The 14,669-nt window shown below is 66.2% G+C and carries 14 protein-coding genes; 1 reads left to right on the top strand and 13 read right to left on the bottom strand.

Annotation, left to right across the window (positions count from 1 at the left end):
• Positions 1 to 392: 392 nt before the first annotated feature.
• The 13 genes from AB0C46_RS13840 to AB0C46_RS13780 form a co-directional block, all read right to left on the bottom strand.
• A complete protein-coding gene (locus AB0C46_RS13840) occupies positions 393 to 767 on the bottom strand; it encodes a hypothetical protein (RefSeq protein ID WP_235445533.1) in 375 nt (124 codons plus the stop codon).
• Between the two features lie 224 nt (positions 768 to 991).
• Positions 992 to 2,125: a hypothetical protein gene (locus AB0C46_RS13835; protein WP_362828023.1), complete on the bottom strand. Its 1,134-nt coding sequence runs from the start codon at positions 2,123 to 2,125 to the stop codon at positions 992 to 994.
• Positions 2,122 to 4,326 (bottom strand): DUF6571 family protein, encoded by a 2,205-nt coding sequence (locus tag AB0C46_RS13830; protein WP_362828022.1) that lies wholly within the window; start codon positions 4,324 to 4,326, stop codon positions 2,122 to 2,124. The genes AB0C46_RS13835 and AB0C46_RS13830 overlap by 4 nt, the downstream gene beginning before the upstream one ends.
• Positions 4,327 to 4,328: 2 nt before the next feature.
• The gene (locus AB0C46_RS13825; protein WP_362828021.1) at positions 4,329 to 4,787 is read right to left on the bottom strand and encodes a hypothetical protein; all 459 of its coding nucleotides are present in this window, start codon (positions 4,785 to 4,787) and stop codon (positions 4,329 to 4,331) included.
• A gap of 195 nt (positions 4,788 to 4,982) precedes the next feature.
• Positions 4,983 to 5,375: a hypothetical protein gene (locus AB0C46_RS13820; protein WP_362828020.1), complete on the bottom strand. Its 393-nt coding sequence runs from the start codon at positions 5,373 to 5,375 to the stop codon at positions 4,983 to 4,985.
• Between the two features lie 75 nt (positions 5,376 to 5,450).
• A complete protein-coding gene (locus tag AB0C46_RS13815; RefSeq protein WP_362828019.1) occupies positions 5,451 to 7,202 on the bottom strand; it encodes a relaxase/mobilization nuclease domain-containing protein in 1,752 nt (583 codons plus the stop codon).
• Positions 7,199 to 7,591 (bottom strand): plasmid mobilization relaxosome protein MobC, encoded by a 393-nt coding sequence (gene mobC, locus AB0C46_RS13810; RefSeq protein ID WP_362828018.1) that lies wholly within the window; start codon positions 7,589 to 7,591, stop codon positions 7,199 to 7,201. The genes AB0C46_RS13815 and mobC overlap by 4 nt, the downstream gene beginning before the upstream one ends.
• A 227-nt stretch (positions 7,592 to 7,818) precedes the next feature.
• Positions 7,819 to 8,043 (bottom strand): hypothetical protein, encoded by a 225-nt coding sequence (locus AB0C46_RS13805; protein ID WP_362828017.1) that lies wholly within the window; start codon positions 8,041 to 8,043, stop codon positions 7,819 to 7,821.
• A 103-nt stretch (positions 8,044 to 8,146) separates the two neighbouring features.
• Positions 8,147 to 9,169, bottom strand: coding sequence for a DUF2637 domain-containing protein (locus tag AB0C46_RS13800; protein ID WP_362828016.1), 1,023 nt, complete (start codon positions 9,167 to 9,169; stop codon positions 8,147 to 8,149).
• Positions 9,166 to 9,765 (bottom strand): WhiB family transcriptional regulator, encoded by a 600-nt coding sequence (locus AB0C46_RS13795; RefSeq protein ID WP_362828015.1) that lies wholly within the window; start codon positions 9,763 to 9,765, stop codon positions 9,166 to 9,168. The genes AB0C46_RS13800 and AB0C46_RS13795 overlap by 4 nt, the downstream gene beginning before the upstream one ends.
• Before the next feature lie 96 nt (positions 9,766 to 9,861).
• A complete protein-coding gene (locus AB0C46_RS13790) occupies positions 9,862 to 10,647 on the bottom strand; it encodes an ATP-binding protein (protein WP_362828014.1) in 786 nt (261 codons plus the stop codon).
• Positions 10,647 to 11,597: a hypothetical protein gene (locus AB0C46_RS13785; RefSeq protein ID WP_362828013.1), complete on the bottom strand. Its 951-nt coding sequence runs from the start codon at positions 11,595 to 11,597 to the stop codon at positions 10,647 to 10,649. The genes AB0C46_RS13790 and AB0C46_RS13785 overlap by 1 nt, the downstream gene beginning before the upstream one ends.
• Before the next feature lie 2 nt (positions 11,598 to 11,599).
• Positions 11,600 to 11,959 (bottom strand): hypothetical protein, encoded by a 360-nt coding sequence (locus AB0C46_RS13780; RefSeq protein WP_362828012.1) that lies wholly within the window; start codon positions 11,957 to 11,959, stop codon positions 11,600 to 11,602.
• Between the two features lie 1,427 nt (positions 11,960 to 13,386).
• On the opposite strand from AB0C46_RS13780, the gene AB0C46_RS13775 reads away from it, so the two are divergent.
• A complete protein-coding gene (locus AB0C46_RS13775) occupies positions 13,387 to 14,604 on the top strand; it encodes a helix-turn-helix transcriptional regulator (RefSeq protein WP_362828011.1) in 1,218 nt (405 codons plus the stop codon).
• The last annotated feature ends 65 nt before the right edge of the window (positions 14,605 to 14,669 follow it).

Raw genomic sequence — 14,669 nt, 5'->3', positions numbered from 1 at the left:
TTGAGTTTTGAGAAGGTCGATTGCGGCGGCTTTCAGCGTGTGCGACGTATTCTTCGCGTACAGAGAGCCGTTCTTGAGGCTCGTGCTCAGCATCTTCGCCCGAGCCTCGAATGCCTCCGCAGCTGCGCCGTGCCAGTACTCACGAACATCAGCAACGGCCTTATCCAGCAGGTCTTTCACGCTTCCGTCCGGCGCGTTACCTGCCAGCTGGTCGTGCACGTACATCCAGTGGTCGGCAATCTCGCTGACCTTGTCCGGCTGCGCGTCGCGCACCATGGCCTTCAGCGACTCAAGCGTATGGCTTGAGAAGTCGGTGCTGTGTCCGCCCCCGCTGCCCATATCGTCCCTCCCCGTTGTACCGGCTCACGTGATCGAGCTGATGGCAGCCCGCCTCAGAGCATGGACTGGCGGACCTCTTGCTCACGGGCGTCATAGCCGTCGTGAGCAGTCCTCGTCTTCTTGCTGGCGTCGGCCATCATGCTCTTCAGCTCAGTCACCATGTCGGCGATTTCCCGCTTCATCGTTCCGTGCGCGTTCCGAAGGTCGGCTTCCTCGGCGAATCCCTGGCCGAGATACCCCTCTGGCAACTCGGTCTTGTACTCCGCGGCGGTCCCGACCCCATCCATGGTGTCCACAAGCGAGTTGAGACGCGTGATGACTTGCTGCAGCGCACTCAGATCAACTCGGTATTCCTCAGCCACCTGCAACTTCCCCCCGGTGTGACGCTCAGGTCCCTGCCAGGCACTGAGGCCCGGCAACAGATCCATACAACCTCCCATCAGAACACCAGGTCAACTGGCTACCTGCAGGGGGTAACGAAGCCACAGATCTGTCCTGAAAGCGCCGCTGATCTGGCTGACGCGGTACACAGGAACAGGCGCACCAACCATCCCTTATGCCCCATGGGGCATACATGTGCATCGGAGGCCAGCGGGAACTACCCGTGTCCTGATCCGGTGACCTTGGACGCGGTCACCGCATCGGCGCCGCATCACGGGAACTTGAGATCAGTGCAGCCGTGACGCTTAGCGGACTGCGTCGCAAAGAGTTTGAGAGCTTCCTTCCTCGCACTTGGGCTCGCCGGACCAACCCCGCTGCCATCTCCGCTAACGCTGACAACGGTATACAACGCGGTTCCGCTGCTGGGACACTGAGCTGTCGCCCAGTACATGCTGTGGGGCGCTCCGCCAGCACGCTGATCCAGCTTGATATCGCTGCCGAGTAGCGCTACGTGAGGGAAGGCGGCAGCGAAGGGGCCGTAGTAGGCGCCCAGGCGCGTCTGCGCCGTGCCTTTGGCTTTGGTGGCTAGCTGGTAGCAGTCTTCGATTGGCGCATCGGGATCTGCTGCGCTTTCCCAAACTGCACTGTCGATTCCCTTGCAGGTGCCACTTACATGACCGGCGGCAACGTCGCGGTACGCCGATTCTTTCGGCACCCGGTCGATGGAACCCCCCACGCTGACCTTGCAGTTCCATGCCTTGGCCGCATTGACGGCTGTTTTTGTAGCGGTTCTGGCAAGGCGCGCCCGCTGAGCGTCCCCCGTTATGGGTTTTCCATCCCCCGACGTCGCCTGGAGAGTGACGATCAGGTCTGCCTGCTTCGGGTTGCTCCGCATATTTGAACAGGGCATGTCGAGAATGGCGATGTCGGGCCCGTCGGGTCGTCGCCTATCTATCACACCTTCCCATCCATGACCTATCGGAACCGCCATTCCGGTGTTATGCTCGCTTTCCATGCGCCCCGCCGCAAACAATGGTCCCGAGGAATTGGTGTTCCAGTCCAGCGAGACGATGAGGCGGCCACCACCCTCCGGGTTTTTTACTAGGCATCGGTCAATGCGGCCGGGCGCAGTAATTGAGTCACGGAAATATGTGTACGGCTCGCCATGTATGCGGTCTGCCCCCAGAATTTCCCGAACCTCTGCGGTGTCCACTACCCCTTTACAGGCATGCGAGAGCGAGCGACTGTCTTGCCAGCGGTCGTATATGCCGCTCAGATAGAGGAATCCAGGGACGGCCACGGCTACGATGAGAGCAAAGAATAGCCATTGCTTTCTCCGCGTTAGAAACTTGCGTGGCTGGATTTCATTTGTACCACTTTCGGCCGTCGAATCCTCCTTGCTCAACTGTTGTTCCCTCCCCGAGCCAGAGAATTTCCGCCGAATGTTCGGCCGGTCTGGTAGGTGTTCTGCGTGCGCATCTGGACACTGTCAGTTGTGGCGGAGTCTTCGCTAATTCCGCGTTCCTTGTACCATTGAGCGATCATGGAATTCAGAGCCGCTCGGCCGTTCTCGGTATTCTCCTCGATTTTGCGAGCTCCCTCGATGTTGCTCGCGGAGTCGAGGTGCTCCTGCCATGCAGTAGCTCCCACGTCAGAAATCCGAACGGCCACGTCGCCGATTACCGGGATCTTGGTCACGGTTCCAGCAACGATGTGATAGCCCGCCTTCGTCTGCCACTTATGCGCGGCAGCCTCATCTTCCTTGTGATCGAGAATTACATCGCCCTGCACTTCATCGATGGCCCCCATCGCCTGGGCGGACTTCTGCATGATGTCCTCGGTGTCGGCCGCACTCGCGTCTGCCGGAAGGCGAGACAGTTGCTGGGCGATGTGGCCAGTCTCGGTCGAGTGCAGAACGTGGTAGGCGGCTGGGTCGTCCGCCACTGCACGCATAACACGGATCAGAGAGCCGGCAGGTACGCCCATGCGGATATCTCCCGGCTGATGTCCGCGAATTCTGCTTAGCGCCTCATCTTTGGCATTGTCATCCCCATGTGCCCACACGCCAGAGCTGTCCGCACGCTTTGATCCGTCCTGCACGCCGGTGAGAATTTCGTGCGTATCGGCGACATAGTCTCCGAGCGCATTGGCGATAGGACGGTGCATGCCCTCCGGCAGCTTCTCGTTCTTGATCCCCTCGTCCAGCATCTTGATGCTGTCATGCATGATGCGGGCCTGGGGCGCGGTGTGGTCACGTACCAGGTCCTCCTGCCCGGGCCGATGCCCAGTGGCGCCTGCTTCGATGGCCAGCGCGAGGGAGTGGTGACCGGTCTTCCCATCGAAGCGATCCGTCGGCCACTCTCGTTGATCCACTAGGTACTTGAGGTTCTGGCTGTCGTTGTTCTCGCCGGGATCAAGGAACTGGGTGGCAGCAGTGGGGTTCTGTTCCAAAGCATCCATGAACCCCTTCATGGGGTCACTGCCCCCTCCTTCACCCGAATAGTCGAGCCTCGGCATGACGGAGTCGGGAGCCCACAGCAGCTGCGGTGTCAGTGTCTTGTGGGTGCGCTCGAAGGACACCAAGCCGCGGCCGTAGTCGTTGAGGAAATCGGTGTCGTACTTCCCGCTGCGCATCAGGGTGCTCATCAACTGGTAGCCCTTGACGCCCGGGCCGCCGCTGTCGGCCGGGTCGATGGTCTGGGGCCCCAGCGCCAGCATTTTCTCCTTCCAGCCGTCCATCGCTGCACTGTCGCTCTGCGTGGCGATGCCGAGCGTGGAGCCGAGGCCGGCCTGCAACTGCTTGAGAGCGGCGTTACGTTCGGGCCCCCGTTCTCCGGAGTTCGGTCCGGATGCCTCATGCCAGAATTCGAGCACGCCCTTCGGGCCCATCGCGGTAGTGAGCCTCTCCGCGAAGACCATGTCGGTCTTGCGCTTGGAAAGGATCTTCCCCAACCGCTCCAGCTCGTCGTTGGTGAGGTCTTCACCCTTCTTGGTAAGTCTCAGAGCCTCGGCCATATCCTTCTTGGCTTCCCGGGCCGAATCCAACGACGTGTAGACGTTCTTGTTGAAGGAAGCGTTGTTCTTGCCGTTGGAGTCCTGACGCAGCGCCCAGTCCGCAGCTTCGTCCGCTGCGGTGGCATCCCGCAGCACCTTCGCTATGCGCCTTCGAATGGCCTCGACCTTGGCCTTGCGCTCCGGGTGGAAGGCATCGCTATATCCGCCAGCCATGAAACCCTGGGTGTCCGGATCGGTATCGATGACCATGCCGTTGTCCAGCACTTGGAGCTTCTCGGCCGGTGCTTCCTCATCGATGATCCGACGGAGCTTCTTCTGCGCGGCGCTGAACTCCGCGTGGGCGTCCAACAGCAGGGTCGCAATGGCGTGCGCCTCTTGCGCCGCGGCGGGGTATTGCTCCTTGATCTTCGTAAGCGACAGCTGTGCCTGGTCGGCTGCCTCCCCGTGCCAGTCAGACTTCAGGGGCTGGGTGACACGTGCCTCGAACAGCTCCTGCAGGCCCTGGTACTTCTTGGGCAGCAGCCTCCATTCGTCCGCTGCTGCCTGGAGCTTGCCGAGGTCGGCGTGGAGGAGGTCTGAGAACGCAACCATGATCAGTTCCTCCCACCGTCAAGAGAGTCCATCCTGGACTTCTCGGAGTGGTCTGTCCGCTCGTACGAACTGGTGGTGTTGTGCAGCTTCATGACGGCGTCGGACAGCATCGTGCTCAGATGCACGGACTCGTCCGCCCACCTCTTGTGCAGTGCGGAGAGCCCCTGAGAGCTTTGCCAGCCGCCCAGTGCGCTGGATGCGACATCGGTTTCCGACAGCGCGTGCTGGTCCACCTTGTCGGTATCGCCCCGGAGATCCTCCAGCGCCTTGGCCGCCTTGGTCAGCGCGGCCGTGCGGACCGATGTCTGCCGGGCTCCACTCCCTGCACCCCCACTTCCCTTGCCCCCTGCGGAGTTGAGCTCCATCGTCACGTTCTGCCGTTTGGCGGCATCTGTGAGCGATCCGTCAGCGTTGTAACGGAACGGATTGAGCTGGCGGTCCCAATCCTGGTCGTAGGTCACGTGCTTCCCCCCGTGGCGGTGCGGCGCTGTGATCACTGTGAACACACGGAAGCAGGAGCCTAGGGCGTCAAGTGGACGGGAGCAATCGGCCCCGGGGCTGATTCGAGCCGACCTGACGTTCCCTCTGTGCACGGTGATAAGGGCAGGTAGAGCAACCGTCGAAGGCATTCGAACTCTGCCCCCTGCACGAGGACATCAGGCTAGGTAGGCGCCGGCCAGCGTGCCGTCATACCCTGCGGCCTGTGCAGCGGCCGCCAAGCTCGGGTAGTCCTGGCCAATGCCTTCGCCGATCATCGCCATGTAGTCGGCTCGGGTCAGTTCGCGTTCAACCCATTGGTGCGCGCAGCGGCAGCGGATGCTGATCTCGTTGCGGTCGCAGATGACCATCCAGTCGCGTCGGGCGCCGCACTTGGGGCACATGACGGTGATCCCCGTGATGCGGATTTCCTCGGGGTAGGTGGTGGCGCGGAGTCCGATGTTGCCGTTGGCGGGCTGCGTCTCCTGCCGGAGTCGCAGCAGCGGGTCGTCGTCTCCGGAGGCCGTCGCGGACGGAACGGTTCTGGCGGTCTGGAGGTTGTTGGTGAGCATCTGCGTCGTCTCCTTGCTCTCTTTGACCAGCCGTAACAGCCAACGGCGGTGGTGTCCAGCCGTTTGTTGTGCTGGTCAGCGCCTCGCGTTGCGCGGGTGAGTGGCTCGGGGTTCGGTCCGGACGGAGGGCTCGTACGCCTGCGGCTTCGGCGTCCGGGGCTGCTGTTGAGTGGGACGTATGCCCGTACGTGCGCGCGGAGTTCCCGTAGTGGCAGGAAGATTGCCGATCCGTCGCAGTCGCCAGACCAGGACGTCGGTGACGCTGTCGGCGGTGTCCAGTTCGCGCCAGGCGATGGCCTGCTGAAGCAGGGTTTCGGGGTCGTGTCCGGCGCGCTCGGCCTGGGCCAGGGTGGCGGTGAGTGCGTCCCACCCCGGTTCGCGCCGGAGGTGGCCGGCCTGCTCGGGCAGGGCGGCTTCGAGGGCGGTGGCGTAGCGCTGGCGTACGGATTCCGCGAGGCTGCGCCCCTGCTCGCGCATGGCGTTCATAGGGGTAGCGGCAGCCTGCCGGTAGGCGCTGCGGAGGTGTTGAGCGGCCTGTTGTGCTGCTGCGGCCTGTTGGGCGTGGCCGCGGGCGGAGTGCCAGCGTGCTGCGGCAATCGTGACGAGGACCATGGTGGACAGGAGCATTGCGGTGGCGCCGCCGTCTTCGCCTTTGCCGAGGGCGTTGCCGGCGCGGATGATGCCGCGGGCGGCGGAGCGGATGGCGCGATTGTCGGCGCGTTCGGCGCGGATGTGGGAGCGGGTGGCGCGTTCGAAGGCTCGGGCGGCCTGGGTGAGTTCCTGGCGGGTCGAGGCCGGGGAGGTCTGGGCGAGTCCGTCGAGGAGTTCGCCGACGCCGACCAGGTGTGCGGCGGACTCCGCTTCGTTGTTGCCTGCGAGGGCCACGGTTGCCTGTTCGGCGATGTGCGTGGCTTCGCGTCGAGCGCGGGCAGGTAGAGGGGGGTCGCCGGGGTGGTTGTTGAGCGTCGGGTTGTCGTCGGGCGGACCTGCGTGGAGGCGCTGGCGGATCTTGGGGAGGGAGAGGTCTGGCGCGAGTTTCGAGCCGGGGAACCAGATGGGTTCGCCGTGGCGGTTGCGGTCGCCAGGGAGGGCAACCTTGTATCCGAGGATGTCTCCGGAGGGGGCGAGGCGCTTGTCGACGCGGAGGCCGGCCGCGGCAAGGCGGCGGAAGAACTCCTCTTCGCTCGCCGCTCCGGAAAGGGCCTGGCGGACGCGCTCGTGCAGGATCTCGCGGGCCGTTGCTGTGCGTCCGGCGCGTTCGGCTTTGGCTCGTTCGGCGCTGGTGGGTCGCTGTGCGGCGGTGCGGTCTCCTTCGTTGAGGATCTGCAGGCCGAATTCGGCTTCGAGCTTGCGGCATTCGGCCTGGGCGCGGATGCCGTCGTTGTGGCGGCGTGGGCGGCGGCCGTCTTCGCGGACGAGGGTGGCGACGAGGTGAATGTGGTCGTCGGCATGGCGTACGGCGATCCAGCGGCATGCCCTGTCGTCGCCCTCTTCCGCGATGCCGGTGGCGTGGGCGATGCGTCGGGCGACCTCGGCCCATTCGGCGTCGGTCAGATGGCGGTCGCCGTGGGCCGTGCGGACGGGACAGTGCCAGACGTGGCGGGCCGGTCGGCGGTGCTTGGGCAGGGCGAGGACGGGGAGGTCGAGGCGGTCGGTGAGCTGCTTGAGGGTGGCGGTCGGGTCGCGTCCCGGGTCGGGGGCCAGGCCCGGCATCCAGGAGGCGACCAGGTGCGGGTCAGTGTGTTCGTCCCGACGGCCGGGCCCGTAGAGGTAGGCGAGTAGCCCGTAGGTCCGGCCGCCAGTGGAGACATCGGGCACCACCGTCATCGCCTCGCTATCTCGGTGGCTGCCTCCTCGACCCGGGCAGCGGCCCGCAGAACGCGGGCCACCGTCTGGTCCACGTAGCTGACCTGGCCGCCGGAGTTGAGGATGCGGGCGATCTGGTTGAGGTTGTTGCCGACGCGGGCGAGCTGTGCGCTGGCGGCCATGAGTTCCTCCACCCGGCCGCGCTGGTCCAACAGCCAGGGTTTCGGTCCGCCTTGGGCCTGGGCGACCGCGACTGCGGCGTCGGCGATGAAGCCAGCAGTCTTCAGACCGGCCGCTTCGGCGGCGTGGGTCACGGCGTCGAGTTCGTCGCGGGTCAGGCGGACGCTGCGGACTTGGTCGCGGTGCACGCGCTGGCGCAGGCGCGGGCGCGTACGTGGCACGGTGGACACATTCGGTTCCCCTCCTGGCTGCGGTCCGCCCTCGGTCGCAGCCCCTGTGTCCGGCACCCCCTGGTGCCGGGCCTCCCCCGTCCCTTCCGGGGCGGGGGCAAGCCGTTCCGAAACTCCTCCGCTGCCTGTGGCTGCGGAGGAGTTTCGGAATGTACAGCTTGCTCCGCCTCGTGCCGGGCAGTGGCATTGCTGCAGTTCAGGGGTGGTGCCGGACAGTTCGGAGGGGGTCATCGGGGCGTCTCCGCGATGTGGCCGCGTACGTCGCGGAGGACCTCGGCGACGTAGTCGAGCGCGAGGACCGGGTGGTGGAGGGTTCGGGGTGTGCTTGCCGGCGTTCGCTGGACGGTCCAGCTCCCGTCGGGCCCAGGTTCGGCGCGGTGGAGGTGTCCGTGGTCGCGAAGGACGGTGATCCAGGCGTCGGCCTCGGCGTGGGTAGCCGATGTGGTGCGCATCGTGGTGCCTCCGCTGTGTGGAGAGGTCGATGGTGTGGTGCGTGGGAGCGGGTGACCCGGCGGTGCAGGTCGGCCGGGTCACCGCTCGGCGTGGCTCGTTCGGTCAGCCCGTCCTGGTGGCCGAGCCCTCGTTGACCTCGGCGCGGAGCTGCTGCATAAGGTCGGTCAGTCGGTCGTTGGCGAGCGGGAGGTTCTGTCCGCGGATGGCGTCCGCGACGACCTGGCGGGTGGCCTTCCCCGCCTCGGTGACTGCCTGGCGGGCAATCAGCAGGAGGTTGTCGGTCACCGGATCGGTGTCCGGGGTGCCGTTGTCCGAGGTCTCCGGAGCAGTGACCGGATGAGTCTCCGGCTCTGCGGCGGGCGTGGCGGCCGGGTGGAGGCGGGTGACCGAGGTGTGTCTGGTGGCCGGTTGTCCGCCCAGGTCAGCGGTTCGGCCATCGTGCTCAGACTCCGGCTCGGCCAGGTCCTCCTGCTGTCCGGACAACTCGGCCCGGGCAGCCGTCTCCCGGGTGTCATGGCCGACGGTGACCGCCGGGCGGTTGGTATCCGGGGCGGACAGCGCTGCTGAGTGTCCGGAGGTGACCGGGGCCGGCCGGTGCTCGGCCTGGCCGACGGGGGTGTCCCGGCGGTCAGCGGTGGCCCGGTCAGTTCGGACGCTGGAGGTGTCCGGCTGTCCGGGGAGGGCAGGTTTGGTGACCCGCCGGGCGATGAGGATGTACAGGTGGACGGCTCCCGCCAAGGCGAGCGGGGCAAGGGTGGACAGGATGCCGACGGTTACGTCGCCGAGTCGAAGCCCTGAGCCTTGCGGCTGCTGTTGGTTGAGGCGCACTGCGTGCAGGGAGTTCGCCCAGATGCTCGCGGCCGTCGCGGTGCCGAACAACATCCAGACGTAGCAGCGGGCGGCGAGCGATGCGCTGCGCAGGACCAGCAGGGCGCGCACGCCGTAGGCGATGAAGCCGTCGATCACCAGGGGGAAGACGTAGGTGAGGAACCCGCGGATGTGAATGGCGACGGCCATCTGCTGCAGGGCGTCGTAGGAGAGGCCGCATCCGGCGCCGCCGAGGGCGACTATGGCGGCCCGGTCCCAGCCAGTGATCCGCGCTGGTAGCGGCGCGATGTGCTTCACGCGGCCGTCCCGAGGTCGTCGCGGGAGGTGTTCGTCCTGGATTCCTTGAGCACCGCGGTCTGGCTCTTGGGCTCCTTCTTGCTCTTGTTCCTCTTGCTCGCCGTCTTTTGCTGGTCGACCGCGCGGTTGCGGATCTGGCGGCGGGTTTCCCGGTAGAGCTTCTGAGCGTGTTCCTTGCTGACCTTGAGCAGCCGGGCGAGCTGTTCAGCCGGGGTACCGGCCTGGTAGGCAGCCCGGACGACAGCCTCGCGCTCGGCCTGGGTGAGGTGAACGTCGCGACCGGCCAGGACAGCGTTGACGCGGGCGTAGTTGAGGCGGTGCTGGAACTTGCGGTGCAGCGGGGCCCGCTCCTCTTCGGTCATGCCGCCGCGGATACCGTCGCGATCGCCGCCTTCGAGGGCGGCGTCGAGGCAGATGGTGCGGACGGGGCACTGCTCGCACAGGTCCTTGGCGGCGCGGATGCGGTCCATCTCGTCCGGCTCGGGGAAGAAGATTTCCGGATCGACTTGGTGGTGGGCGGTGGAGCGGCAGGCGGCGTGGTCGTGCCAGGTGAGGTCGCCGAGGGTGCGCGGCGTCTGGTTCTCGTTGCTGTGCATGGGATGTCTCCGTGGCCCCCGGGGCCCGTTTGGGCAGGCGCGACCCGGGGATTGGTCGTGAAGGAGGCGACCGGGGACGGCGGTCGCGAAAGGTCGCTAGCGGCCGTGGCGGCGAGCAGCGGATACGGCCGTGGGAGGCGCTGACCCGGCAAGTTCGGTGCCTGCCGGTGGCGTGGCGACTGCAACGTTGCTGCGACGCGCGGCTGCGAGGGCTCGTCTGCGGTCGGGGCCGTCGAGGATGACCTTGTCGGTCATCTCGGTCAGGCGGGAGGCGACGCGGTCCCCGATGTGCTGGCGCAGGTCGGCCATGCCGAGGTTGGTGGTGACCAGGGTCGGGAGCATCTCGTTGTAGCGGCGGTTGATCAGCCGCATCGTGATCTCCTCGGTCCACTCGCTGCTCTTGGCCGCGCCGAGGTCGTCGATGATCAACAGCGGGCATCGGGCGAGATCCATCAGCTCGCGCTCGCCGTCGTGGCCGGGGCGGGGCCGCAGCTCCGCGTACAGGTCGGCGGCGGTGATCGCCTTCCACCGCAACCGGACGCCGGCGAGGAGCAGGGACCGGACCGCGCCGTACGCCTGGTGGGTCTTGCCCGTCCCGGTGGTGCCGACGATGAGCAGCGAGCGGCCCTGGGCGATACCCGGAGCACCCTTGGGCCCGGGGCGTCCGGCCTGGGCGACCTCGCGGACCCAGGCGACGACGGCCGGGTGGTCGGCGACAGCGGCCTGGTAACGGGCCGGGATGCGGGCCTCGGCCGCTTGCAGGGCGGGGATGGGCTCAGCCACGTCGGTGAGCTTGGCGGCCGGGTCGATGCCCCGGGAGGTGAGGATGTGGGCCAGGCGGCGGGCGATGCCGCCGACAGGCTGGGCGTCGTGGTCGCGCATCACAGCTCCTCGGCGTAGGCGGCGGCAGGGTCGGCGGGATTGGCCCAGGCCCGGTGACCGGGCAGGTTAGGCCGCGATTCCGTCCGCACCAAACCAGCGGGGGTAGCGTTCATGGCCTCGTGGACCAGACTCGGCAAGGTGCTCGGGTGCAGTCCCTTGGCGCGATGGCGGGCCAGTCCGGCGCGGATGTGGGTGGGGGCGATGCCTTCGGCGAGGAGCTTGGCGGTCTCGCGCCCGAGGTGGCCAAGTACGCCGCTGGGTGGGCGGTGTGCGCAGGCGGCGGCGTACTCGTCCATGAGCTGCTTGGTCGAGACGGTCTCCGGTGCGTGGGCGCTTGCGCCCCCCGAAGTAGTAGTTCCTAGATCCAAGTTCCTAGGTCCTAGATCCGGACCGTGAGGACTCACGGAGGGCTCACTGAGTTCTCCGTGAGGGCTCAGTGAGGGCTCAGTGAATGTGTCCTGACCTGCGGTGTTGTGGTCCCTGGAGCGCTCAGTGAGTACTCCGTGAGCCTTCACTGAGGGCTCACTGTTGGTTCCGTGAGACTTCGCGGAGGACTCAGTGACGGCTCCGTGAGCCTGCGGTGCGCCGGGAGCGGCCCGCTCTCCGTCGTGCTGCGAGCAGGGCGGGTGGCGAATGCCGCTCGGGCGGTTGATCTTCTGGTGCTGGCGCCAGGTGACGATGTGCAGGTACCGCTTGCCGTCATCGCCTTCGTAGCGGCATATCAGGTTGGCGCCGGCGAGCTGGGTCAGATCGTCCTCGACGTCTACAGGGCTGTGCTCAGGACGCAGGGACCAGAGCAGTCCGGCGATGACGGCGGGCTGGTCGCGGAAGCGGCCGTGGTCGTCAGCCTGGGTGAGCAGCCCGAAGAAGGTCCGCTCGGCGGTGAGGGAGACGGCGGCGAGCGACTCGGAAGCGAAGGCTTCGGGCTTGATGGTGCGGATCCTGGCCACGGTCAGCGGCCCCCGCCCGTTGCGGCGTATGCGTCGGCGACGGGGCGCAGGGCCCCTGTGGTCAGGTCGAGGTCGTACGCCTCGTCCCAGATCACCTCGGGGTGGGCTCGGATCACCCAGCGTGCGGCCGTCATGCCCTGGGCTCGGTTGAGCGCTATGTGCTGGCCCTGCGCGTCGTAGGCGCGGGCGTAGGGGCTCGGCCAGCTCCGGCCGGGCTCGCGCTGCGAGACACGGAGGGTGCGGGCTCCGGGAACCATGTCCGCGATGAGGACAGCCAAACGGTGCTGGTGGGTTCCGGCAGTGGGTTCAACGACCTTGGCGGACTGGACAGCGGGCGCCCTTCCGCCTCGGGACTTGGGCATGCAAGAATTCCTCACTCGTAGGTGGGGTGGGACGGCCGTTCTCGTCGAAAAGGTCAGCCGACTCATCCCGGTTATGAATCCGCAGCCCCTTCGGGGCGGCGGGGTCGGCGCCCCGAAGCTTCTGGCTTCTGGGCGCCTACTTCATTTCCCCCTGAACGTTGGGGACTTGGCACTTCACGCTACTTCTGACTCCCCTCCTCGCGTGCGCTCCCATTCGGCGCTTTCGCCGAGGGAGCAGCAACATATGCGTAGGGCTGCCAACACTCCAGCGCCCAGCGGGCGCTGTATCACTTCGACGCCAACTCGACATATGACACTCCTCGATGAAGCGAGGACGCTTCGGTGCGGCCTCCAGAAGGGGCCGGCGCAGTGTTGGTGGGTGATCTCGCGCCATCGCCGGGGCGGAGTGCCATTTGCGACGGGCGTTCCTCACGCTGCCCTCAGGCTCAAGCAGGCAATGGATCGGCGACCTCTCACGCCCTCCTCTTCCGTGGTGGTCCGCTCGGCTTGCCGACTGCAACAAATGCAGGACGTGGTCCCAAGATCCATAGATGACTCAGTCTCTGCCGATACGGCGTAATGACCTGCCGGTGGGGGCAGAGCAGGAATGAGGCTTCCGTCACAGCGCAGAGAGTTGCGCGACCTCGCCCCGCCGTAAACAGGGGCTGCGGGCCGGCCGCTTCATTGCGAATGACTGCAACGCATACTCCTCCCCCAGCGAAAGCCCGGACCAACTGATTGCCGAACCGATCCATGCGGTGATTTAAGCGAGACCCAAGCCCCCAGTCAAAGCATCCATAAGCCCGAGTTGATGCGCGTAGACCAGGAAAATCATTGGGCTTGCTTGAGAGGCGCGACAACACCAACTGGCCATACTGGTCACACACATGACGGACCATCTCTACGACATGACACGCCGATGCCCTCTTGCCTGCACCTGCCGACGAGCGGAATAAAAGGCGAGCGGCAATTTTCTGCCGCTAATGACGAGCGGCAGAAAATTGCCGCCCACTATGCCCGAATGGTGACCGTAGATACCGCCTTACCCAGGGCCGCGAAGCGGAACATCGAAATGATCTTCCATTTCAGGTGTGGCTTGGCCCACAATTCTGATCGCATCGATCATGAGAGGGAGGCAAGATCGAATTCGAGTTCCCGTATTGTTGATGTACGGAACCCAGGGGAGGGGGCGGCCGATGGCCTCCCCCTTTTCCATGTCCCGGAGAGGGAAGCGGTGGCCCTGGTGCAGGCAACAAAGCACGGAGGATGCGATGGGCGGGGGAACCGCTGAGAGCGGACCCGAGCGGGGCGGCGACGAGCCGCTCTCCGGTAAACAGGATGGAAAGCAGGCTGGCCGGGAAGACACCCGACCGCTCACCCCAGCGCAGCTGATGGGTCTCGCCGGTCTTCTGCGGGCCTGGAGAGCCGTGGCCAGTGAACGGCTCGGCCGACAGATCACCCAGCAGGACGTCGCCGACGCGTGTACCCGCTCTGTGCGCTGGTACCGCGATCTGGAAACCGGTGCCACGACGCGGTTGAGCCGCGAGCAGTGCGAGGCCATCGGAAAGCTGTTCACCCTCGGGCGCGACGAGCTTCAGGCCCTGCTCCTCTACAGCATGGGTGGCGCAGTCGCTGCTGGTCCGGCGCCGGCGTTCGATACGCCTACCCGCCGTGCGGTGCAGGCTCTGCTCGACCAGCAGACGAATCCGGCCTGGCTGCTCGACTCGAAGTGGAACATCGTCGGGTACAATGACCCGATGAAGACCTGGTGCCCGTGGGTCTTGGATCCCGGCGCCAACCTGATGCGGTGGTCGCTGCTCAGCGACGAGGCTAAAACGGTCTTCGTGGACTGGAACAAGCACGCCGTCGAATGGCTGGCGATGCTGCGCTTCTCCGTACTCCAGCACCCGCAGGATGCCGAACTCGGTGCCCTCGTCGCCGAGATCATCAACGGAGACGCCTACCTTCGGCAGCTGTGGGAAGAGCGCTGCGACGTCACCGAGGCGCGGGAGGCCTTCTACTACCGGGTGTCCCTGCCGGCCCACAATTTCGAGATCGTCGAGCTGGAGTCTCAGACGCTCTTCCCCGCGGCCTTGCCGGACTGCCGCATGGTCATCATGACCTGGCTGCACGCCGACAACTCCAAGAGACAGGCCGCAGAGGCGTCCGGCCGGGCCCCAGAGAGCGGGGAACTGACACGCCGATCGAACGGTCAGCTCCCCGGACAGATCAGCGTCGCCACGGCCGCCGAAGCCGCGACGTACGCCGGCGAGGGGGGCGTCGCCCTGCCCATCCTCAGCGAACTGATGGGGCACGGCTGCCGGCTGACCTACGGCCCTTCGACCCGCACCGTCATCTGGGCCACGCGGCAGGACGACGGCCGCTGGGACGTCGCCGAGGTCAACCCGTACACCGTCATCGTCCGCATGCCGCAGGCAATCCACGTCAAGGGCGCCTCCGAGGAGTACAAGCTGCTCACTCGCGCTCTGCTACCCATCGACTCCAACGACGCGGTGCAGCGCATCCAGGAGATGACCGCGCAGCTGCGCCGGCGTATTGAGGTGCTGGAAGAGATCCACCGTGACGAGTGGGAGGCCAACCGCGATCAGGTCCCCTATACGTGGCACCCGGTCGACGAGATCTAGTAGCGGACGCCGCGAACTTGGTGGACGACCCGCAGTGGGGGGCGTGGCGAGGAGACCGGCCGCAC

Origin of the sequence: Streptomyces sp. NPDC048637 (assembly GCF_040650675.1) — a bacterium.
Taxonomy (GTDB): Bacteria; Actinomycetota; Actinomycetes; order Streptomycetales; family Streptomycetaceae; genus Streptomyces.
This window is presented reverse-complemented; position numbering and strand designations above follow the sequence as displayed.